This window comes from Buttiauxella massiliensis (assembly GCF_902500225.1).
Lineage (GTDB): Bacteria > Pseudomonadota > Gammaproteobacteria > Enterobacterales > Enterobacteriaceae > Buttiauxella > Buttiauxella massiliensis.
Genome location: NZ_LR722652.1, coordinates 41,596 through 63,566, shown reverse-complemented (window position 1 = coordinate 63,566; position 21,971 = coordinate 41,596). Strand labels below are relative to the sequence as shown.

The window sequence follows — 21,971 nt, the reverse complement described above, 5'->3', positions numbered from 1 at the left end:
ATTCGTGAAATACTGCTTTATATAAATAAAAAATCCTTGAATTAAGTACCCGCAACAGAGGATGTAGAAAATGATTTTGGATACAGCAGTTGAGTCGAAAAAAGGTAAGAACACACGATACTTAATATTATTAATTATCTTTATTGTAACGACGATTAACTACGCGGATCGAGCCACTCTTTCTATTGCGGGTACTGAAGTTGCTAAAGAATTACAGCTCAGTGCAATCTCAATGGGTTATATTTTCTCGGCGTTTGGTTGGGCATACCTGTTAATGCAAATCCCAGGCGGCTGGTTACTTGACCGCTACGGCTCGAAGAAGGTTTACACATACAGTCTGTTCTTCTGGTCTCTGTTTACGTTCATGCAAGGCTTTGTTGATATGGTGCCCCTGGCGTATGCGGGTATCTCCATGTTTATCATGCGTTTTATGCTCGGATTCTCGGAAGCACCATCGTTCCCTGCTAACGCTCGTATTGTTGCGGCCTGGTTCCCGACAAAAGAACGCGGCACCGCTTCAGCCATTTTTAACTCTGCACAATATTTCTCGCTCGCGCTGTTCTCACCTTTACTCGGCTGGCTGACCTTCGCATGGGGTTGGGAGCATGTGTTTACCGTGATGGGCGGCATCGGTTTTGTGCTGACCTTCCTGTGGGTGAAGTTTATCCATAACCCGACTGACCACCCGCGTATGTCAAAAGAAGAGCTGGATTACATCACTCAAGGCGGCGCAGTGGTTGATATGGACCACAAAAAACCAGGTGCCGTGGTAGAAGGGCCAAAACTTCATTACATCAAGCAGTTGCTGACTAACCGCATGATGCTGGGCGTGTTCTTCGGTCAGTACTTTATCAATACCATCACCTGGTTCTTCCTGACATGGTTCCCGATTTACCTGGTGCAAGATAAAGGCATGTCGATCCTGAAAGTAGGGATGGTTGCTTCAATCCCGGCGCTGTGTGGCTTCGCAGGTGGCGTATTGGGTGGCGTATTCTCTGATTCGTTAATCAAGCGCGGTTACTCACTGACCGTTGCTCGTAAGATACCGATTGTTCTCGGGATGCTGCTTGCTTCAACCATCATTCTTTGTAACTACACCGAAAGCACGGCTCTGGTTATCACCCTGATGGCATTCGCTTTCTTCGGTAAAGGTTTTGGCGCGCTGGGCTGGCCGGTTATTGCCGACACCGCACCAAAAGAGATGGTTGGCCTGTGTGGTGCTGTGTTCAACGTGTTCGGTAACGTTGCTTCTATCGTGACGCCACTGGTGATTGGTTACCTGGTTTCTGAACTTCACTCCTTTAATGCAGCGCTGATCTTCGTAGGCTGTTCGGCGCTGATGGCAATGGTTTGTTATCTGTTCGTAGTGGGTGACATTAAACGTATGGAATTGAAGAAGTAATTCACTCAACGGATAACTGAATAAATAAGGGCAACAGATGAATACCAACGTTTTCCCAAATAAATTTAAAGCCGCACTGGCAGCACACCAGACTCAAATCGGTTGCTGGTCCGCACTGGCAAACCCTATCAGCACCGAAGTGCTGGGCCTTGCTGGCTTCGACTGGATTGTGCTGGACGGCGAACATGCACCAAACGACATCACCACATTCATTCCACAGTTGATGGCATTAAAAGGCAGCGAAAGTGCCGCCGTGGTTCGTGCACCGACCAACGACCCGGTAATCATCAAGCGCCTGCTGGATATCGGTTTCTATAACTTCCTGATTCCGTTTGTTGAGACTCAGGAAGAGGCGGCGCTGGCAGTATCTTCTACCCGCTATCCACCAGAAGGTATTCGCGGCGTGTCCGTTTCTCACCGCGCCAATATGTTTGGCACCGTGCCGGATTACTTCGCGCAGTCCAACAAGAACATCACGATTCTGGTGCAAATCGAAAGCCAGCAGGGCGTGGATAACGTTGATGCCATCGCTACAACCGACGGTGTGGATGGCATTTTCGTTGGGCCAAGCGACCTGGCTGCGGCATTAGGCCATCTGGGTAATGCTTCACACCCGGACGTGCAGCAATGCATCAAACACATCTTTGCTCGCGCTAAAGCGCACGGTAAACCAGCCGGTATTCTGGCACCAGTTGAAGCCGACGCGCGTCGCTATATGGAATGGGGCGCGACCTTTGTGGCGGTGGGCAGCGATTTAGGCTGCTTCCGCTCGGCAACCCAGAAATTGGCTGATTCTTTTAAAAAATAACTACCACCTAAAGAGAGAGACTGAATTATGACACTGAAAGTTGGGTTTATTGGCCTGGGCATCATGGGCAAACCAATGAGTAAAAACCTCATCAAAGCCGGTTATTCCCTGGTGGTTGCCGACCGTAATCCCGAGGTGATTGCTGAACTTATCACCGCCGGTGCAGAAACTGCTGCAACACCGAAAGATATCGCCGAGCAGTGCGATGTGATTATCACCATGCTGCCAAACTCCCCGCACGTTAAAGAAGTGGCGCTGGGCGAGAACGGCATTATCGAAGGCGCGAAACCGGGCACCGTGGTTATCGACATGAGTTCCATCGCTCCGCTTGCGAGCCGTGAAATCAGCGAAGCGCTGAAAGCAAAAGGCATCGATATGCTGGATGCGCCAGTGAGCGGTGGCGAACCTAAAGCGATTGAAGGCACGTTGTCTGTGATGGTTGGCGGCGACAAAGCAATTTTCGACAAGTATTACGACCTGCTGAAATCCATGGCCGGTTCTGTGGTGCACACCGGTGATATCGGTGCGGGTAACGTTACCAAACTGGCAAACCAGGTGATTGTAGCTTTGAACATTGCTGCGATGTCTGAAGCGCTGGTACTGGCAACCAAAGCGGGCGTTAATCCAGAACTGGTATTCCAGGCGATTCGTGGTGGCCTGGCGGGCAGCACCGTGCTGGAAGCGAAAGCGCCAATGGTGCTGGATCGCAACTTCAAGCCAGGTTTCCGCATCGACCTGCACATTAAAGATCTGGCAAACGCGCTGGATACTTCCCACGGTGTTGGCGCTCAATTGCCACTGACCGCCGCCGTAATGGAAATGATGCAGGCGCTGCGTGCAGACGGCCATGGTAACGATGACCACAGCGCAATCGCGTGCTACTACGAAAAACTGGCGAAAGTAGAAGTCAGCAAATAAAAGAGATGGGCACCTTTCGGTGCCCGATTTTCTCGGCACTTTTTGGCATGGACACATTATGAAAATCGTAATCGCACCCGACTCTTATAAAGAAAGCCTCTCGGCGGTTGATGTGGCGAAGGCCATTGAAAAAGGTTTCCGCGAAATATTTCCTGATGCGGAATATATATCGGTCCCGGTTGCAGATGGCGGGGAAGGTACGGTCGATGCCATGATCAGTGCCACGCAGGGCAAGAAAATCACCACTACGGTGACCGGGCCGCTGGGCGAGCCGGTTACAGCATATTGGGGTATGTCCGGTGACGGTAAAACCGCATTTATCGAAATGGCTGAAGCCAGTGGGCTTGCGCTGGTGCCAATCGTGAACCGCAATCCTCTGATTACGACTTCGCACGGTACTGGTGAACTGATCTTACGGGCTCTGGATAACGGTGCGCGCAACATTATTATCGGCATCGGTGGCAGCGCAACTAACGACGGTGGAGCGGGCATGGTGCAGGCGCTGGGCGCGAAACTGTGTGACGCAGTCGGTAAAGAAATTAGTCACGGTGGTGGCAGTTTAATGAGCCTGAACAGCATTGATATTTCAGGTCTCGACAGCCGTTTGGCTGACTGCGTGATTAACGTTGCCTGTGATGTGACGAATCCATTAATTGGTGACAACGGTGCTTCACGTGTGTTCGGGCCACAAAAAGGGGCCGATGAAGCGATGATTCTTGAGCTGGATGCCAATCTTGCTCACTTTGCTGATGTGATTAAAAAAGATTTACGCATCGATGTGAAAAATGCCCCCGGAGCGGGTGCGGCAGGCGGCATGGGCGCGGCATTGATGGCGTTTCTCGGCGCGGAATTGCGTAGTGGAGTCGAGATAGTGACTGAAGCCCTGCGCCTTGAAGAACATATTCACGATTGTTCGCTGGTGGTGACTGGTGAAGGGCGTATGGACAGTCAGAGTATCCGCGGCAAAGTCCCGGTAGGCGTGGCTGCGGTAGCCAAAAAGTACCACAAACCCGTGATTGGGATTGCCGGTTCGCTGACCAGTGATGTTGCTATTGTTCATCAGTACGGCATTGATGCCGTGTTTAGCGTGCTCAATAGTATCGGCACACTGGAAGAAGCGCTGAAAAATGCGTTCGATAATATTTACCGTGCTTCGCGTGATATTGCGGCAACCGTTGAGATTGGGATGAACATCACTCGTTAAGCATGCGTGACATGGAGGGGCAAACCCTCTATAATCCGCGCCGAAGCTGACCAGACAGTCGCCGCTTCGTCGTCGTCCTTCTTCGGAAGGAGACGGGCGGAGGGGAGGAAAGTCCGGGCTCCATAGGGCAGGGTGCCAGGTAACGCCTGGGGGGGTAACCCACGACCAGTGCAACAGAGAGCAAACCGCCGATGGCCCGCGCAAGCGGGATCAGGTAAGGGTGAAAGGGTGCGGTAAGAGCGCACCGCGCGTCTGGTAACAGTTCGCGGCACGGTAAACTCCACCCGGAGCAAGGCCAAATAGGGGTTCATAAGGTACGGCCCGTACTGAACCCGGGTAGGCTGCTTGAGCCAGTGAGCGATTGCTGGCCTAGATGAATGACTGTCCACGACAGAACCCGGCTTATCGGTCAGCTTCAACCATTAAACAAAACGCCCGCACAGTGAAAACTGTGCGGGCGTTTTGTTTATACCCGTCATACTTCGCGCTGCCTCTTTGTTGGCTACGCTCACTCGCCCAAATCGCTTACTGGAGTAAGCTCATCGGGACTTGTTCTCTTGTCGCCGCGATGCACCTCGAATTATTTAGGGTATATATAGAACAATTGCCATAATACGACTCCCGCCATCACCGGATTCCGCACCGCCATGATCAAGTCTCTGTACATCGACAACTACCGCTCGGTGCGTAAACTTTCCATCGATTTGGGGCGGCTGAACGTGGTTTTCGGCCCAAATGGCTGCGGGAAATCCAATATCTATAAAGCAATCCATTTGATCCACGGCGCGGCGATGGGGCAGTTGTCACACTGGCTGTCTGATGAAGGTGGGATCCAAAAGGTTATGTGGGCAGGCTCCCGCGCCAAAGGGTATGCCAGTGCGCCACGGCGTATGACGCTTGCAGTAGATACCGACGACTTTGAATATGAATTGCAGGTCGGCTTCCCGGACAAATTACCGTACCCCACGATGTTCGATCTCGATCCTATCGTAAAAGAAGAGCAAATCTGGCTGAGTGGTTTTCGCCGCCGACCTTCTTCGTCAATTATGCATCGTCGCAACCAGGCTGTTTTTCTCAACGATGTTAACGGTGAGAAAGTCACGCACGCCGCCACACTCTACGAGAACGAATCGTTGTTCGGCCAACTTGGCGAGCCACACCTTTATCCCGAAGTTTCCAGCGCCCGCGAAACGCTACGTAACTGGCGTTTCTACCATGAGTTCGATATCACGAAAGGAGCCGGGTTGCGCTTGCCGCAGGTTGGTTATCGTTCGCCAGTGTTAGCGGGTGATGGGCTAAACCTGGCCGCCGCGTTCCAGACCATCGTTGAAATTGGTGATAGCGAGTTACTGTTTGAGGTGCTGGGTGAAGCCTTCCCTGAATGCACATTTTTCTGTGATAACAGTAACGGACGTTTTCAGATGATGATGCACCGGCAGGGGATTAACCGCCCGCTGGAGTCGGCTGAGTTTTCTGATGGGACATTACGATTTTTGTGCCTGACTGTGGCGTTACTTAGCCCGCGTCCACCGCGCTTTATTGCATTGAATGAACCTGAAAATAGCCTGCATCCACAGATGTTACCCGCGTTGGCTCGCCTGATTGCAGAAGCGAGTCGTTACACGCAAATCTGGCTCACCAGCCATTCGCCTGAACTGGCGACACTTATCGAAAAGCACACGCCGTTTACGCTCTATCAACTGGGGATTGAGAACGGGGAAACTTGTGTAAACCGTCTCTCGTGATCGTTTACTGTAAGCAAATGTCTTAATGGCAGGGAAAAAATCTTAACCTTAACCTTATTGAAACAATAATCAGAGGTTCCTGCTAAAGCGATGCCAGAGTGTGAAGTGCATCAAAATACATGTTCTCTGATGTTACACGCTATTAACTTCGCTTGTTGCGTCAGCTCACATTGCCTTGCTGGGTCCGAATTCAGCTTTAGATAAATATTCATTAAAAACTTTTTAAAAACAATATCTTAAGAAATCACCTCAACTGCCTAAATAATTATTTACTACTCAAAATGAAAAATGTGAATCAAAACTGAAGATATTTCTCTGAATGGAGAATTATTTGCTCTTTTATTGAGAATTCGCAGATGGAGTAGCAAATTTTTTCTCCTCCGCACGCGCTATCCTTTTTACATTCGAATAAGACCAGAAAACACGCATTCAGGTTTTTAATGGTCTGGGAAATCACTCTGTAATGAACACTCATAATTAAAACCTACACATTAAAGCGAGCATTTTTATGGAAACAGGAAGCATTACTGCCGTTAATATTCCGGCATCAAGTCGTGCAGGAATGACTGAAAGTGAATGGCAAGCCGCCACCAAATTTGACAGCACTGATGTCGGCTGGATCATTATGAGTATTGGCATGGCAATTGGTGCGGGAATAGTATTCTTACCCGTTCAGGTTGGGTTAATGGGATTATGGGTTTTCCTTCTTTCCTCGATAGTTGGTTATCCAGCAATGTATCTGTTTCAGCGTTTATTTATTAATACGCTGGCAGAGTCCCCGGAGTGTAAAGATTACCCGAGTGTGATAAGCGGTTATTTGGGTAAAAATTGGGGGATATTATTGGGTTTGCTCTATTTCATCATGCTGGTTATCTGGATGTTTGTTTACTCCACAGCCATCACTAATGACAGCGCCTCTTATTTACATACCTTTGGCGTTACAGAAGGACTGTTATCAGATAACCCCTTCTATGGCCTGGTGCTGATTTGTATTCTGGTCGCCATCTCATCGCGTGGTGAAAAGCTCTTATTTAAAGTTTCAAGATACATGGTGCTAACCAAGCTTTTAGTGGTCGCCGCGCTGGGTGTTTCAATGGTCGGGATGTGGCACTTGTATAACGCAGGTACGCTGCCGCCAATGGGCTTGCTGCTGAAGAATGCGATTATTACGCTGCCCTTTACGCTGACGTCTATTCTGTTTATCCAGACGCTCAGCCCGATGGTTATTTCGTACCGTTCTAAAGAAAAATCACGCGAAGTGGCTCGTTTCAAAGCGCTGCGTGCGATGAATATCGCTTTCGGCATTCTGTTTGTGACCGTTTTCTTTTATGCAGTCTCTTTTACTCTGGCGATGGGGCATGACGAGGCGGTAAAAGCGTATGAGCAAAATATTTCAGCGTTGGCTATTGCCGCCCAGTTTATTAACGGAGATGCCGGTGCATGGGTCACAGTGGTCAGCGTAATATTAAATATCTTCGCTGTTATGACCGCCTTCTTTGGGGTTTATCTCGGGTTCCGTGAAGCAACGCAAGGTATCGTGATTAATATTCTGCGTCGCAAAATGTCTGCGGAGAAAATCAATGAGAAATGGGTGCAGCGCGGAATTATGGTATTCGCCATCTTACTGGCGTGGAGTGCGATTGTGCTGAACGCTCCGGTATTAAGTTTTACCTCAATCTGTAGCCCGATATTTGGCATGGTAGGGTGCTTAATTCCAGCGTGGCTGGTCTATAAAGTCCCGGCATTGCATAAATATAAAGGTGTCTCACTGGTCATTATTATTATCACTGGCCTCTTATTGTGTATTTCTCCATTCCTTGCATTCTCCTGATTGCAGGCATGTGTTTTCTGGATATAAGCGTTAAGGCTAAAAAATGGCAAATTCTGCAATTAACCCGGCATGGGCTGAACTCATCCTGGCTGTGAAACAAAATGTGAAGCCCGCAGTGGGCTGCACAGAACCCATTTCGTTGGCACTGGCAAGCGCATTGGCTGCCTCGCATCTGGCGGGGCCAGTGACACGCATCGTGGCTCGCGTTTCACCGAATCTAATGAAAAATGGTATGGGCGTTACCGTTCCGGGAACCGGGATGGTCGGTCTGCCTATCGCCGCTGCGGTGGGAGCACTTGGGGGCGACCCACTTGCGGGGCTGGAAGTGCTGAAAGGTGCGCCAGTTGAAGCGATTGCAGCCGCAAAACTGCTGCTGGCACGTGGCGATGTGAAGGTCAGCATTCAACAACCTTGCGATGAGATTTTGTATACCAGCGTGACGGTTTTTACCGCCAAAGAGTCGGCAACGGTGGTCATCGCGGGCGAACATACCCGAGTGATCAGAATCGAGAAAGACGGTGATGTGCTGTTTGACGTCGCTGAAGATGGCCAGGTGGAAGGGAAGGCGCAAGCCTGCTCTATGGAAAATGTCAGCCTTGAACAGATTGTTGAGTTTGCCCAGGGTGTCCCCTTTGATGAGATTGGTTTTATTCTCGACGCGGCCTTGTTGAATAACGAGCTTTCCCGGGAAGGTTTGCGAGCGCAGTACGGTTTGCATATCGGTTCGACGTTACAGCGCCAGCTTGATCGTGGCCTGATGGCAAAGGATCTGTTGAGCGACATTATGATCCGTACGGCCGCCGCTTCCGATGCGCGTATGGGAGGCGCGTGTCTTCCGGCAATGAGCAACTCGGGCTCAGGCAATCAAGGTATCGCCGCGACAATGCCGGTGGTTGTGGTGGCTGAGCATCTCGGATGTGACAGTGAAAAACTGGCGCGGGCGCTGATACTGTCGCATCTGACGGCGATTTATATTCACCATCAGTTGCCGGCACTCTCTGCTTTGTGCGCGGCAACCACCGCAGCGATGGGGGCAGCGGCAGGGATCACCTGGCTCATCGACGGTAGCTACAAGAGCATCTCAATGGCTATCAGCAATATGATTGGTGATGTTAGCGGGATGATTTGCGATGGTGCTTCAAACAGCTGTGCGATGAAAGTGTCTACCAGCGCCGCTTCGGCATGGAAAGCGGTGCTGATGGCACTCGATAATACGTCGGTCAGCGGGAATGAAGGGATCGTTGCTCATGATGTGGAGCAGTCGATCCGTAATCTTTGTGCGCTGGCAAGCCAGGCAATGCAGCACACCGATCGTCAGATTATTGCGATTATGGCAAGTAAGGTCGCGTAATTCAGAGGCTGGCTTCTTCTTCCGCCAGTCGTACATCAGCTTCGACAACAATCGCTTCCAGTTCGTTGAGCATCTCGTCGTAACTCAGCTCGACATCAGCGGTTGTTGTCGCAACCACAACCGCTGACACTGCTTTTTTGGCCGTTTTCTTCGTCGATGATTTCTTGCTCACGGATAACTCCTGTTGGTCCATTCCTGATACTGGTCAGACCGGTAAATCTATCAGCAATGCACGCAATGGGGTATCTGCAACCAGCGTAATGTTAGCTTCATCACGGATAAAAGCGCCGTCACCACAGGTAAGCCCTTCTTTTTCTTCGGCAGATGTTACAGCGTGAACCGTACCGTGAATTGACTGTAAATAAGCACGCGGGCCGTGCAACTGGAAGCTCAACTGCTGGCCTTTCTCCAGTTCAATCTGATGAATCCATACTTGTTGGCGCAGTTGTAAGCTCTTTTTACTGCCATCCGGGGAGGCCAGTAATTGTTGTGACCCATCTGTAAGCGTGATTTTCTGCACCAGTGGATTTTCGCGCTCGGGGCAAGCATCAAGCCACAGCTGCATCCGCGTCAGAGAATTCTCTTTACTCAGGTTATGCTCGCTGTAACTCAGCCCTGGTTGAGTTGAAAGCAGTAAAGCTTCCCCCGCTTTAGCCTGAACGTGGTTGCCTTCGCTATCGCGATATTCCGCTTCGCCTTCAAGAATCAAATTGAGAATATCAACCTTCGGATAGGTTCGTGGCTGGAATGACGCACCCGGTGCTAACACTTCCTGGTTGAGTACGCGCAACGAAGCATAGCCCAACAATTTTGGGTCGAAATAGTGACCGAAGGAAAACGTATAGCGGGCTTGCAGCCATCCATAGTCCGCTTTCCCGCATTGTTTGGCAGTTCTTGGCGTAATCATAATTTCTTGACCTCTTTTTACACTGTACCCATGGTAAAGCTCTGGACGCTGCATTGTTAGCCAGTTAATCTGCTTGGTATGTTCAAATTTCCTGAATGAGAGCGAGATGGCTAAAGAGAGAGCATTGACGCTGGAAGCATTGCGGGTCATGGATGCAATTGACCGACGCGGAAGTTTTGCCGCAGCCGCCGATGAGCTGGGGCGCGTGCCATCGGCACTGAGTTACACCATGCAGAAGCTGGAAGAAGAGCTGGATGTTGTGCTGTTTGACCGCTCAGGCCATCGCACCAAATTTACTAACGTCGGGCGCATGTTGCTCGAACGCGGGCGAGTTTTACTCGAAGCGGCTGAAAAACTTACCACTGACGCCGAAGCACTGGCGCGTGGTTGGGAAACGCATCTCACCATTGTTACAGAGGCTCTGGTGCCGACGGCGAAGCTGTATCCGCTGGTGGAAAAACTTGCCGGTAAAGCTGACACGCAGCTGTCGATTATTACTGAAGTGCTGGCAGGTTCATGGGAGCGTTTAGAGCAAGGTCGGGCGGATATTGTGATTGCTCCGGATATGCACTTCCGTTCTTCATCTGAGATTAACTCACGCAAGCTGTATAAGGTGATGAGCGTTTATGTCGCGGCACCTGATCACCCGATTCATAATGAACCGGAGCCGCTTTCAGAGGTGACGCGCGTGAAGTATCGAGGTATCGCGGTTGCTGATACCGCACGGGAACGTCCTGTGCTGACAGTGCAGTTACTGGATAAACAGCCGCGTCTTACGGTAAGTAGCATGGAAGATAAACGCCAGGCATTGCTGGCCGGGTTGGGTGTAGCGACAATGCCTTATCCGATGGTCGAGCAGGACATTGCTGAAGGGCGACTACGTGTGGTGAGCCCAGAATACACCAATGAAATTGACATTATCATGGCGTGGCGACGCGATAGCATGGGCGAAGCAAAAGCCTGGTGCCTGCGTGAAATTCCAAAATTATTGAAATAAAAAGGGTGGGCAGCTTTCGCGCTGCGCCACCCTTTTTAAGTGAGTTTGTTGGGCGGGAAATCGCTGCGCTAGCCGCCACAATTCTTAAATTATTATTCACTAACGAATCGTGCATCCAGGCGCTTTGGATCCGCGCCGTACTCGTTTTCGCCTGGCGTGCCGTTCTGGCAATTAAACGCCAGAATAATCAACCAGCCCACCAACGGTATTAACAACAGCAGTAGCCACCAGGCTGAACGGTCGGTATCGTGAAGGCGTCGGAACTGTACGGCCCAGTAAGGCAGAAAAATCAGTACGCCGTAAACCGTCGTCAGCAGACCTTCATCCCCCGCAATCCGTAGCCCTAACATCTTATCCAGAATGCTTAAAACCACGGTGAGCACAAGGTTGACCAGGATGAACATCCAGAACTCTTTGCGGCGTGCACGTCCACTAAAGCCAAGATAATTTTTTAAAACTTTGAAATACCAATCCATTTGTAGCCCGCCTTGATTTTTTATCAATCACTTGATCTGTAAGCGATCTATTTCAAGAATAGCCGTGAATAGATTTTACGTAAATCATAGTTCATATGAATTTTATCAACCCTTGTTAAACCGTTCGTCGCGCCCGTGAGGCTCATTCAAATCCTGAGCGGGGCCAATGGAAATAATCCCGGTTGGGTTAATGGTTTTGTGGCTGCGATAATAATGGTTACGGATATGTGCGAAATCGACGGTCTCCGCAATGCCTGGCATCTGATAAATATCGCGCAGGAATCCGTACACATTCAGGTAATCACTAATGCGGTGTTTGTCGCATTTAAAGTGGGTGACATATACCGGGTCGAAACGCACCAGTGTGGTCCACAAACGAATATCCGCTTCGGTAAGTTGGTCGCCAGTTAAATATCGATGTTGCCCGAGGATCTGCTCAACGCGTGCCAGTGACTCGAATACTTTGGTGACGGCTTCATCGTAAGCTTCTTGAGAGGTGGCAAAACCGGCTTTATATACGCCGTTATTAATGCTGTCGTAAATCCAACTATTTAGCTCATCAATCTGGCTACGTAATGCCGTCGGGTAATAATCACCAGCGCGAGCCCCCTGCGCATCAAACGCGGAATTGAGCATACGGATGATTTCAGCGGATTCGTTACTGACGATAGTCTGCGTTTTCTTATCCCATAAAACAGGTACGGTAACGCGCCCGGTGTAATCAGAGTCAGCTTGTAAATAGAGCTGATAAAGATATTCATGCTGATATAAGCCATCACCGGTAGCGTTTGGGAAATCATCATCAAACGTCCAGCCATCTTGCAGCATCAGCGGGTTAACCACGGATACAGAAATGAAAGACTCGAGGCCTTTCAAGGCGCGCATGATCAACGTGCGGTGCGCCCAAGGGCAGGCGAGGGAAACATAGAGATGGTAGCGATCTTTCTCGGCAGCAAAACCACCTTTACCGGTTAGGCCGGGTTCACCATCCGCCGTCAGCCAGTTGCGAAAAGCTGACTCTGAGCGTTTGAAACTGCCGCCAGTGGATTTGGTGTCGTACCAGACATCGTGCCACACGCCATCAATTAATTGTCCCATTTCATTCTCCTCGTGAGCCTTAAAAACAAAAAAGCGAAGGGATTAACCTTCGCTTTTAGTGAAACTAAGTATAGAACCTTACCAGTTTTTCTTCAGAATGCGGTCGATGCTGTATGCACCTGGTCCGAAGATAGCCAGTAACAGGTAACCACCGGCGATGGTGAAGTTCTTCATAAACATGGTTGAGTTCATGCCCTGGCTGAAATCACCGTGGAACAAGAACGCTGTCAGAATCGTGAACACTGCAGTGATAATCGCTGTGGTACGAGTAAAGAAACCGAACAGAATCGCCAGGCCGCCGCCAAACTCAAGCAGAATGGTCAATGGCAGTAAGAACCCAGGAACACCCATCGCTTCCATATATTGTTGAGTGCCGGCATAACCGTTAATTTTGCCCCAACCTGCAACGATGAACAGAATCGGCATCAGGACACGAGCTAACAGAACACCTGCATCATCTAATTTTTTCATTTTACTCTCCAGCGAATCTCTTGTGGGTGCTATCAGCCCAGGGATGTTTGTCTTTGCAGTTTCCGGTAGTTACCGGTGACTGCGGTTGATGGGGAGGATAATAGACGTGACGTTAAGGGATTGTTAGCAAGGAAAACTGTCGATGTTTTTCAATATTACTGATTAATAAAAACGCCGCCTGAATAAGGCGGCGTTGGGTACTAATGCGATTGCGGCTGTATTGTGTTGCGAATCAGACGCCACGTACTCCAGGCGCCTAGCCCGCGCCTTGCCCAGCGCATCAGGAAGCTTGGGTGGCGCACTGTCCAGATAGCCATAACGCTGCTGGCGACAACTGCGTACCGGCGTAAGCTAATCAATGTGTTCCAGCTTCTATCATAAGTCGCTGTCACTTCAAGCCAGTCGCGCTTGCTTGCACTTAAATCCAACCGTTGTTGTTGAATCTGGCTGAGTAAAAATGCTTTGCGTTTATCTAGCTCGCGTTGGCTCATAGTTTGTCATCTTCCAGCAATGAACGGTCATTTTCGAGCTCGCGACGAGTATGGCGCAGCAAGGTGGATTGACGCGATTTACGCAGAGTCCAGATACCACCAATGAACGCCAGACCCAACAGGACGACTGTTGTCGCGATCATGGCGTTCAGGCGGTATTGCGGCTCGACGGCCCAGAAAACCAGCACCACAAGACTCATTAAGCCAAATGCAGCAAACAGCATGGTTAACCCAAGCATCAGTAGTAACTGGATGAGATGTGCTTTCTCCTCTTCCAATTCCACCACTGCAAGCCGCACACGCGTTTCCACCATCCCAACGATGATAGTGACAAGGCGCTGGCCAATGCCTAGAACGCCTTTACCTGGACCTTGAGGTTGATGGGATTCAGGCATAATTAACGACGCGTCAGCAGGACACCGAGTACGACGCCAATCGCCGCACCAATGCCAACACCGGTCCATGGGTTTTCACGCACGTAGTCGTCAGCTTTCGCGGCGGCTTCACGGGTTTGTTTAGCAATAACATCACCGGTATCACCCAGGCGTACACGGCTTTCTTTCAGTGCTTTTTCAGCTTTACCACGCAACTTTTCAAGTTCGGATTTTGACTTATCCGTCGATGCACTCAGCACCTCTTCAAGGGTGTCTGCCAGGGATTTCAACTCAGCGCGCAAATGTTCTGATGTAGTATCTTTTGACATGGTTCTCTCCAGGTGTTTGAGGTTGATCCTTGAACTTAGTAATCACGAGCCTGCAAAGTTTTCAGCTCGTGCTCAGCTTCAGCCAGTTTCTGTTCCCGTTTTGAAATTTTATCAGCATCGCCTTTGGCGCGCGCTTCTTGCAGATCTGCTTTACGTTCGGTGATTTCAGCTTTTTGTTCGTTGATTTTCTTTTCATGGGCGGCGCGTAAGCTGCTGTCTGTGCAATTGGCGCGCAATTCTTTCAACGCTTTATTAAGCCCATTAACACGATTTTGATTCTGATGTTTTTCCGCATAGCCAATTTCTCGCTGGATATCCTGCTCTTTTTCACTGCACAGTGAGTTCGCTTGTGCGGCAGATGTCAGAGATAACAGGGCGATAGCTAATACGGTACGAATGTTCATGATAAAAAACCTTCCATTGTGAATGTACGTTTACCCGCAAGGTTAAGCATACAAAAAGTCCAGAAATTAAACGAATGTGATGATTTGTAGCGGTTTAAGTAAAAACAAGCATAGTCAGGAATTGAGTAAAAACCCAATCCCCATTAGCAAATTAGGATTGCAGGAAAGGGTTAACCAATGCGGATATTTTCGTTAAGCACACGCGTAAGCCATGTGCTGGCGCTGTCATCTTCATCTTGCTGAGCGATGACGTAGCCATGTGGCAGCGTTTTATATAACACGGCTTTAGCAGCCTCGCTTTGCGCACTCGAATCAAACTTTATCAATAACGAATTGTTGTCAGGCGTAATACTTTTAAAGCGAATACCGTTGGCATCAAGGTGGTGCCAGACATAAAACCCGTCAGGCATGCTGATGCCTTGTTGGCTGGAGCGAATCTCAAGTGTGGACTCAGTGCGCTGCATTCCCGACCATATCAGTATCGAGGCCGCGGCAATTGCGCCAATCAACATCGTGGCCCTTAGGCCACGAAAAAAATGTGTTTTCATCGTTATCCCTCTTAACTGCGGTTACCGTATTTTTTACGCCAAAGCACAATCAACGAACCGATCAGACCAATTACCAGTAACACGACTGGTAGCAGCATCAGGCAGGACATCAATGCATCTTCATATTTCAGGAATACTGGCGTTTTACCGAGCAGATATCCTAGCGTGGTGAGGATTAGTACCCATAACAGGCCGCTCATCCAGTTGAAGAACTGGAAACGCGCATTGTTCAGACCAGATAAACCAGCAATAGTTGGTAACAGGGTACGAACAAAAGCAATGAAGCGACCAATCAGCAATGCAGACAAGCCATGTTTATGGAACAGGTTGTGCGCACGCTGGTGATAATGCGCGGGAAGATGCGATAGCCAGTTTTGCACGATTCGCGTATTACCAAGCCAACGCCCTTGAATATAACTAAGCCAGCAGCCGAGGCTTGCGGCGGTTGTCAGTAAAAGTAGCGTTTCCGGAAAACCCATTGCCCCTTTGGCAATCAGCACACCGACCAAAACTAACAAACTATCGCCGGGTAGGAAGGCTGCAGGCAACAGGCCGTTTTCAAGGAATAAAATCATGAACAAGACGAAATAAAGCATGCCAATCATTCCTGGATTGGCGAGCGTTTCAAAATCCTGGCTCCAGAGAGCGTTCAACAGTTGCGAGAGAAGTTCCATTCAGTGTTCCTGGCACATCGGTTAAGACCGCTGATCAATGTCAGCCTGGTAGAACGCGGCTTGATGTATTTATGCTTGGTGTGGTTGCCGCCTACAATCCACAGCTCATTACCCATACGCGCCACAACTCCGTGTGAATGCGACCGGGCAGGTTATTAGCAAAGCTAACACCGACAGTGAAATTGCATCTAATTGTAACAAAGCTCTGTCTAATGCGTCACAGTATTTGTGCTTTGTTGAGGATTGATTTTGATGAGTCGTAGGGGGGCTGGCGAGGGTATTTACAAACGCTGACACTATTGGTTGGTTTGCTTACCCTCGCGCGGGAAAATGACTATTTTTGACCGTTTGCGGCAGTATCGAGATGAATGACCGGGTTATCTGCAAATAAGTAGCGATCGGCGTTAAATTCAAAATCATCGCTGGTCGCATCAAATAGCATCTGTTTGGTATTTTCCAGATGTTGCCACATCGCCAGTTTAGCGGCATGCGGGTCTTTACGAATCAGTGCCTTAAGAATTTGGTCGTGGTCTTCACACCAGTTGTCCACAGTACGTTTATCAATGTGTTCGTGAAGTTTTTTCCAGTATGGGTTGTGGATACGTTGGCTCCACATTTTTTCCACGATGGCCGCAAGTGCACTATTTTGTGAGGCCAGAGCAACTTGAGTGTGGAAATGAAGGTCCCACTCTGAATCGCGGAAACTTTCCTCATTACGCGCCATTTCCTGAATTTCCATCAGTTTGACAATATCTTGCTTTGTAACCTGGGTGGCGGCAAATTCTGCGATATTGCTTTCAATCAATTGGCGAGCCTGTAACAGCTCAAATGGCCCAAAGCTTGCGAACTCAAACTGTTCATCAGGAAGGTTGGTGTACTTCGCCTGATTGGCGATTACGTGGATGCCAGAGCCTTTACGTACTTCAACGTAGCCTTCCACTTCCAGCATAATAATCGCTTCACGAACCACAGTGCGGCTCACGTTCTTTTCTTCAGCAATAAAGCGCTCTGCCGGGAGTTTTTCCCCAACCAGATAAACACCGTTTTCGATGCGTTGTTTAAGTTCAGCTGCCAATTGCTGATAAAGACGACGTGGTTCCATAACTTCCATCTGTAGCTCCGGGAAAGGTCCTGCGGGTAACCTTATTTGTTATACCACTTTTCAAAGTTTGGCTCCACATTCTAGATACACAAAAGCCGCCCGTGGGCGGCTTTGTAAACAAATTTGAGATACCGATTAGGCTATAGCTTGCTTCGTTTTTTTCGAGTCGTTCAACTCACTGATTGGTTTGTTTTGCAGCACGGTCCAGATAACGATAGCACCGAGGATATCGAATACTGCCAGTGCAGCGAACAGTGGGCTGAAGCCAAGGGTATCAGCCAGTGCGCCAACAACCAGAGCAAACATGGTGCTCGCGGTCCAGGCTGCCATACCGGTCAGGCCATTCGCCGTTGCCACTTCGTTACGACCGAACACGTCTGAAGACAGAGTGATCAGTGCGCCAGACAGTGACTGGTGAGCAAAGCCGCCAACACACAGCAGAGCGATTGCAACGTACGGGCTGGTGAACAGGCCGATAGTCCCTGGAGCAATCATCAGAATCGCACCCATGGTCACAACCAGTTTACGAGAAACAATCAGGTTCACACCGAATACGCGTTGGAAGATTGGTGGCAGGTAGCCGCCAACGATACAACCCAGGTCAGCAAACAGCATTGGCATCCAGGCAAACATCGCGATGTGCTTCAGGTCAAAGCCGTAAGCTTTAAACATGAACAATGGGATCCAAGCGTTGAAAGTACCCCAGGCTGGTTCAGCAAGGAAACGTGGCAGAGCAATACCCCAGAACTGACGGTTCTGCAGGATTTTCCAGGCGCTCATTTTTTTGCTGTTGTTAGTCTGGTGATGCGCTTCCTGGCCACCGATGATGTACTCACGTTCTTCTTCAGACAGACGTTTCTGATCGCGTGGATGTTTGTAGAAAATCAACCATGCCATTGACCATGCAAAGCTCAGTACACCGGAGATGATGAAAGCCATCTGCCAGCTGTGCATCACAATCGCCCAAACCACTAATGGTGGAGCAATCATGCCGCCGATAGAGGAACCTACGTTGAAGTAACCAACGGCGATTGAACGCTCTTTAGCCGGGAACCATTCGCTACTGGCTTTCAGGCCAGCTGGAATCATAGCCGCTTCTGCAGCACCAACGGCACCACGAGCGATTGCCAGACCACCCCAACTTCCCGCAAGTGCAGTTGCACCACAGAAAATTGCCCATGCGACAGCAAAGAATGCGTAGCCCACTTTCGTACCCAGTACATCAAGCACATAACCTGCAACAGGTTGCATGATGGTGTAGCAAGCTGAGTAAGCAGCGATAATGTAGGAATACTGCTGAGTGGAAATATGCAGCTCTGCCATCAAAGTCGGTGCAGCAGCCGCAATCGTATTACGTGTCAGATAACCCAGAATGGTACCCATGGTTACCAGGGCAATCATGTACCAGCGCAAGCCTTGAATCTTTCGCATTTAGAATTTCATCCCGTCTTATAAACAACCGCACATCATGTGGTCGTACGTCCGGCACTGCTGCCAGAGCGTTTGATCTATAAAGGGGTTCATATCCGGGGGTATCACCCGGTACGACCCGTACCTTGCCATATGTAAAAAACTGCCTGTGGCAATTCCGGTTTCCGTACCGTTATGCGCTTTTCGATATGTCAGCGTCTGATGTATTTCCATTACCTATGTATTGCGACGGCAGAAAGATAACTTGTCATACAGCTTCAAAAGTTGAGTGATATCACAAAAGTGTCGATCAGCTCACTCCAAGGGGGTAGGGGCTTGCAGGCCAGAACTGGCGCGGGATGCGGCTTTGTTTTAAACACAATATTAACAATAAAAGTGTGGTTTTTGTGACGAATACCACAAAAATCCACTCGGCCTTCAGAAATTGGTGTGATAACTTTATTTGCATTATGCGCAAGCATCGAACTGCTATGAACAGAGGAACCCTATAATGGCCCAGTTTATGACTGAAGATTTTCTGCTTGATACCGAATTTGCCCGCCGTTTGTACCATGAGTTTGCAGCCGATCAGCCGATCTTTGACTATCACTGCCACTTGCCGCCACAGCAGGTTGCGGAAGATTATCGTTTTAAAAACCTGTATGACATCTGGTTAAAAGGTGATCACTACAAGTGGCGTGGAATGCGTGCTAACGGTGTGGAAGAGCGTCTGTGTACTGGTGATGCGTCTGACCGCGAGAAGTTCGATGCTTGGGCTGCAACTGTTCCGCACACTATCGGTAACCCGCTGTATCACTGGACTCACCTCGAACTGCGTCGTCCATTCGGTATCACTGGCAAACTGTTGTCTCCAACAACTGCTGATGAAATCTGGAACGAATGTAACGAGTTACTGGCTCAGGACAACTTCTCTGCGCGTGGCATCATGAAGCAGATGAATGTGAAAATGGTCGGTACGACTGATGACCCAATTGACGATCTGCGTTTCCACCGCCAAATCGCGCTCGACGCGTTTGAAACCAAAGTGCTGCCAAGCTGGCGTCCGGATAAAGCGTTCAACATTGAACAAGCTACTTTTGCTGAGTATATCGGCAAACTGGCTGAAGTGTCTGATACCGACATTCGCCGTTTCTCCGATCTGCAAACTGCACTGAACAAGCGTCTGGATCACTTTGCTGAACACGGTTGTAAAGTTTCCGACCACGCACTGGACGTTGTTCTGTTTGCAGAAGCAGACGAAGCGACTCTGGACGGCATTCTGGCTCGTCGTCTTTCCGGTGAAACCCCAAGCGAGCACGAAGTTGCACAGTTCAAAACTGCGGTACTGGTTTGGCTGGCTGCGGAATATACCCGTCGCGGTTGGGTTCAGCAGTACCACATTGGTGCGCTGCGTAACAACAACCTGCGCCAGTTCAAACTGCTGGGACCTGATGTGGGCTTTGACTCCATCAACGATCGTCCAATGGCTGAAGAACTGTCTCGCCTGCTCAGCAAACAAAACGAAAACAACGAACTGCCAAAAACAATTCTGTATTGCCTGAACCCACGCGATAACGAAGTGTTGGGCACCATGATTGGCAACTTCCAGGGCGAAGGTATGCCAGGAAAAATGCAGTTTGGTTCCGGTTGGTGGTTCAACGACCAGAAAGATGGCATGGAGCGTCAAATGACGCAGCTGGCGCAACTGGGTCTTCTGAGCCGTTTCGTTGGCATGCTGACTGACAGCCGTAGCTTCCTGTCATACACCCGCCACGAATACTTCCGTCGCATCCTTTGCCAGATGATTGGCCGTTGGGTTGAAGCGGGCGAAGCTCCAGCTGATATCAAGCTGTTGGGCCAAATGGTGGAAAACATCTGCTTTAACAACGCCCGAGACTACTTTGGCATTGAACTGAACTAATCAGGCTCTGAGGTTGATATGCAATACATTAAGATCCATACGCAAGATAACGTCGCTGTTGCGTTAGTGGACCTGGCTGAAGGTGAAGTGGTTACCGTTGAAGGTGTAGAGGTGACTCTGCGCCAGCCGGTGCTTCGTGGCCATAAATTTGCGCTGGTTACCATTGCGCAAGGTGAGAACGTAGTTAAATACGGTTTACCAATTGGCCATGCTTTGGCGACGATTGAAGCCGGCGAGCACATTCACTCACACAATGCGCGTACTAATCTGAACGATTTGGATGAGTATAGCTATCAACCTGATTTCCAGTCTCTGGCAAGCCAGGCTGCAGACCGCGATGTGAGCGTTTACCGTCGTGAAAACGGCTCAGTAGGCGTGCGTAACGAGTTGTGGATCCTGCCGACCGTGGGTTGTGTAAACGGCATCGCGCGTCAGATCCAGAATCGTTTCCTGAAACAGAACCACGACGCCGAAGATATCGACGGTGTGTTCCTGTTCAGCCATCCGTTCGGTTGTTCACAACTGGGTGAAGACCACGTCAACACTCGCACCATGCTGCAAAACATGGTGCATCACCCAAATGCGGGTGCGGTGCTGGTGATTGGTCTCGGTTGTGAAAACAACCAGGTGAGCGCCTTCCGTGAAACGCTGGGTGAGTACGATGAATCCCGCGTGAAGTTTATGGTTTGCCAACAGCAAGACGACGAAGTTGAAGCCGGGCTTGAGCAACTGCAAGCCCTGTACGAAGTCATGCGTCACGACAAACGTGAACCAGGCAAAATTAGCGAGCTGAAGTTCGGCCTTGAGTGCGGCGGTTCAGATGGTTTGTCCGGTATTACGGCGAACCCAATGCTCGGCCGTTTCTCTGACTTTATGGTGGCTAATGGCGGCACGACTGTGCTGACAGAAGTCCCGGAAATGTTTGGCGCAGAACGCATCCTGATGAGCCATTGCCGCGATGAAGCAACGTTTGAAAAAACCGTCACCATGGTGAACGATTTCAAACAATACTTCATCGAACACAACCAACCGATCTACGAGAACCCATCACCAGGGAACAAAGCTGGCGGTATCACGACGCTCGAAGAAAAATCCCTCGGCTGTACGCAAAAGGCCGGTGAGAGCGAAGTGGTTGATGTGCTGCGTTATGGCGAGCGCCTGAAAACGCCTGGCCTGAACCTGTTAAGCGCACCGGGTAACGATGCAGTTGCCACCAGTGCGCTGGCTGGCGCAGGCTGCCATATGGTGCTGTTTAGTACCGGGCGCGGTACACCGTACGGCGGTTTTGTGCCAACGGTTAAAATCGCAACCAACAGTGAACTGGCGACCAAAAAGCCACACTGGATCGATTTTGACGCAGGCAAACTGCTGCACGGCACTGATATGAACACGCTGCTGACCGAATTTATCGACACCATTGTTGATATCGCTAACGGCAAAAAAACCTGTAACGAACGTAATGATTTCCGCGAGTTGGCTATCTTTAAGAGCGGCGTCACGTTGTAAAGCG

Annotated in this window: 23 protein-coding genes and 1 other RNA gene; 11 read left to right on the top strand and 13 right to left on the bottom strand. The window is 49.7% G+C overall.

What is annotated here, in order from left to right; genetic code table 11:
• The first annotated feature begins 70 nt into the window (after positions 1 to 70).
• From GC128_RS08880 to GC128_RS08845, 8 genes are all read left to right on the top strand, one after another.
• The gene (locus GC128_RS08880; RefSeq protein ID WP_151993993.1) at positions 71 to 1,402 is read left to right on the top strand and encodes an MFS transporter; all 1,332 of its coding nucleotides are present in this window, start codon (positions 71 to 73) and stop codon (positions 1,400 to 1,402) included.
• 37 nt (positions 1,403 to 1,439) lie between these two features.
• Complete coding sequence (gene garL, locus GC128_RS08875; protein WP_151993992.1) at positions 1,440 to 2,210, top strand: 2-dehydro-3-deoxyglucarate aldolase; 771 nt, start codon at positions 1,440 to 1,442, stop codon at positions 2,208 to 2,210.
• A gap of 27 nt (positions 2,211 to 2,237) precedes the next feature.
• Positions 2,238 to 3,128 carry a 2-hydroxy-3-oxopropionate reductase gene (garR, locus tag GC128_RS08870; RefSeq protein ID WP_151993991.1) on the top strand — a complete coding sequence of 297 codons (891 nt, stop codon included), beginning with the start codon at positions 2,238 to 2,240 and terminating at the stop codon, positions 3,126 to 3,128.
• A 58-nt stretch (positions 3,129 to 3,186) separates the two neighbouring features.
• Positions 3,187 to 4,332, top strand: a complete 1,146-nt coding sequence (gene garK, locus GC128_RS08865) for a glycerate 2-kinase (RefSeq protein ID WP_151993990.1) — start codon at positions 3,187 to 3,189, stop codon at positions 4,330 to 4,332.
• Positions 4,333 to 4,374: 42 nt separating this feature from the next.
• Positions 4,375 to 4,753: RNase P RNA component class A (rnpB, locus tag GC128_RS08860), an RNA gene on the top strand.
• Positions 4,754 to 4,979: 226 nt separating this feature from the next.
• Complete coding sequence (locus GC128_RS08855; protein ID WP_151993989.1) at positions 4,980 to 6,077, top strand: AAA family ATPase; 1,098 nt, start codon at positions 4,980 to 4,982, stop codon at positions 6,075 to 6,077.
• 508 nt (positions 6,078 to 6,585) lie between these two features.
• Entirely contained in the window at positions 6,586 to 7,908 is a 1,323-nt protein-coding gene (locus GC128_RS08850; RefSeq protein ID WP_151993988.1) for an SLC5/6 family protein, read from the top strand.
• A 43-nt stretch (positions 7,909 to 7,951) separates the two neighbouring features.
• Positions 7,952 to 9,259 carry an L-cysteine desulfidase family protein gene (locus GC128_RS08845; RefSeq protein WP_151993987.1) on the top strand — a complete coding sequence of 436 codons (1,308 nt, stop codon included), beginning with the start codon at positions 7,952 to 7,954 and terminating at the stop codon, positions 9,257 to 9,259.
• A 1-nt stretch (position 9,260) separates the two neighbouring features.
• Here GC128_RS08845 and GC128_RS08840 read toward each other — a convergent pair whose 3' ends face one another.
• Complete coding sequence (locus tag GC128_RS08840; protein WP_226812040.1) at positions 9,261 to 9,431, bottom strand: hypothetical protein; 171 nt, start codon at positions 9,429 to 9,431, stop codon at positions 9,261 to 9,263.
• Positions 9,432 to 9,464: 33 nt separating this feature from the next.
• Positions 9,465 to 10,166 (bottom strand): pirin family protein, encoded by a 702-nt coding sequence (locus GC128_RS08835; RefSeq protein ID WP_151993986.1) that lies wholly within the window; start codon positions 10,164 to 10,166, stop codon positions 9,465 to 9,467.
• 106 nt (positions 10,167 to 10,272) lie between these two features.
• On the opposite strand from GC128_RS08835, the gene GC128_RS08830 reads away from it, so the two are divergent.
• Positions 10,273 to 11,163, top strand: coding sequence for a LysR family transcriptional regulator (locus GC128_RS08830; RefSeq protein ID WP_034461321.1), 891 nt, complete (start codon positions 10,273 to 10,275; stop codon positions 11,161 to 11,163).
• Between the two features lie 92 nt (positions 11,164 to 11,255).
• Here GC128_RS08830 and GC128_RS08825 read toward each other — a convergent pair whose 3' ends face one another.
• From GC128_RS08825 to GC128_RS08775, 11 genes are all read right to left on the bottom strand, one after another.
• Entirely contained in the window at positions 11,256 to 11,639 is a 384-nt protein-coding gene (locus GC128_RS08825) for a DUF805 domain-containing protein (RefSeq protein ID WP_151993985.1), read from the bottom strand.
• Positions 11,640 to 11,744: 105 nt separating this feature from the next.
• The gene (locus GC128_RS08820) at positions 11,745 to 12,737 is read right to left on the bottom strand and encodes a glutathione S-transferase family protein (protein WP_151993984.1); all 993 of its coding nucleotides are present in this window, start codon (positions 12,735 to 12,737) and stop codon (positions 11,745 to 11,747) included.
• A 78-nt stretch (positions 12,738 to 12,815) separates the two neighbouring features.
• The gene (locus GC128_RS08815) at positions 12,816 to 13,208 is read right to left on the bottom strand and encodes a DoxX family protein (RefSeq protein WP_064515925.1); all 393 of its coding nucleotides are present in this window, start codon (positions 13,206 to 13,208) and stop codon (positions 12,816 to 12,818) included.
• A gap of 200 nt (positions 13,209 to 13,408) precedes the next feature.
• A complete protein-coding gene (locus GC128_RS08810) occupies positions 13,409 to 13,699 on the bottom strand; it encodes a YqjK-like family protein (protein WP_151993983.1) in 291 nt (96 codons plus the stop codon).
• Positions 13,696 to 14,094 (bottom strand): phage holin family protein, encoded by a 399-nt coding sequence (locus tag GC128_RS08805; RefSeq protein ID WP_064515930.1) that lies wholly within the window; start codon positions 14,092 to 14,094, stop codon positions 13,696 to 13,698. Before GC128_RS08805 ends, GC128_RS08810 begins: the two co-directional genes overlap by 4 nt.
• A 2-nt stretch (positions 14,095 to 14,096) precedes the next feature.
• Complete coding sequence (locus GC128_RS08800) at positions 14,097 to 14,402, bottom strand: DUF883 family protein (RefSeq protein WP_034461328.1); 306 nt, start codon at positions 14,400 to 14,402, stop codon at positions 14,097 to 14,099.
• Between the two features lie 35 nt (positions 14,403 to 14,437).
• Complete coding sequence (locus GC128_RS08795; protein ID WP_151993982.1) at positions 14,438 to 14,806, bottom strand: DUF1090 domain-containing protein; 369 nt, start codon at positions 14,804 to 14,806, stop codon at positions 14,438 to 14,440.
• A gap of 170 nt (positions 14,807 to 14,976) precedes the next feature.
• Entirely contained in the window at positions 14,977 to 15,354 is a 378-nt protein-coding gene (mzrA, locus tag GC128_RS08790; RefSeq protein WP_034461332.1) for an EnvZ/OmpR regulon moderator MzrA, read from the bottom strand.
• 11 nt (positions 15,355 to 15,365) lie between these two features.
• Positions 15,366 to 16,028, bottom strand: a complete 663-nt coding sequence (gene yqjA, locus GC128_RS08785; RefSeq protein WP_064515935.1) for a DedA family general envelope maintenance protein YqjA — start codon at positions 16,026 to 16,028, stop codon at positions 15,366 to 15,368.
• Positions 16,029 to 16,362: 334 nt separating this feature from the next.
• The gene (gene exuR, locus GC128_RS08780) at positions 16,363 to 17,139 is read right to left on the bottom strand and encodes a transcriptional regulator ExuR (RefSeq protein ID WP_034461334.1); all 777 of its coding nucleotides are present in this window, start codon (positions 17,137 to 17,139) and stop codon (positions 16,363 to 16,365) included.
• Positions 17,140 to 17,265: 126 nt separating this feature from the next.
• A complete protein-coding gene (locus GC128_RS08775; protein ID WP_151993981.1) occupies positions 17,266 to 18,561 on the bottom strand; it encodes an MFS transporter in 1,296 nt (431 codons plus the stop codon).
• Between the two features lie 490 nt (positions 18,562 to 19,051).
• Between GC128_RS08775 and uxaC the strand changes: the two genes are divergently transcribed.
• On the top strand, positions 19,052 to 20,461 hold the full coding sequence (uxaC, locus tag GC128_RS08770) for a glucuronate isomerase (RefSeq protein WP_151993980.1): 1,410 nt from the start codon (positions 19,052 to 19,054) through the stop codon (positions 20,459 to 20,461).
• A gap of 18 nt (positions 20,462 to 20,479) precedes the next feature.
• The gene (locus tag GC128_RS08765) at positions 20,480 to 21,967 is read left to right on the top strand and encodes a UxaA family hydrolase (RefSeq protein WP_151993979.1); all 1,488 of its coding nucleotides are present in this window, start codon (positions 20,480 to 20,482) and stop codon (positions 21,965 to 21,967) included.
• Positions 21,968 to 21,971: the final 4 nt, after the last annotated feature.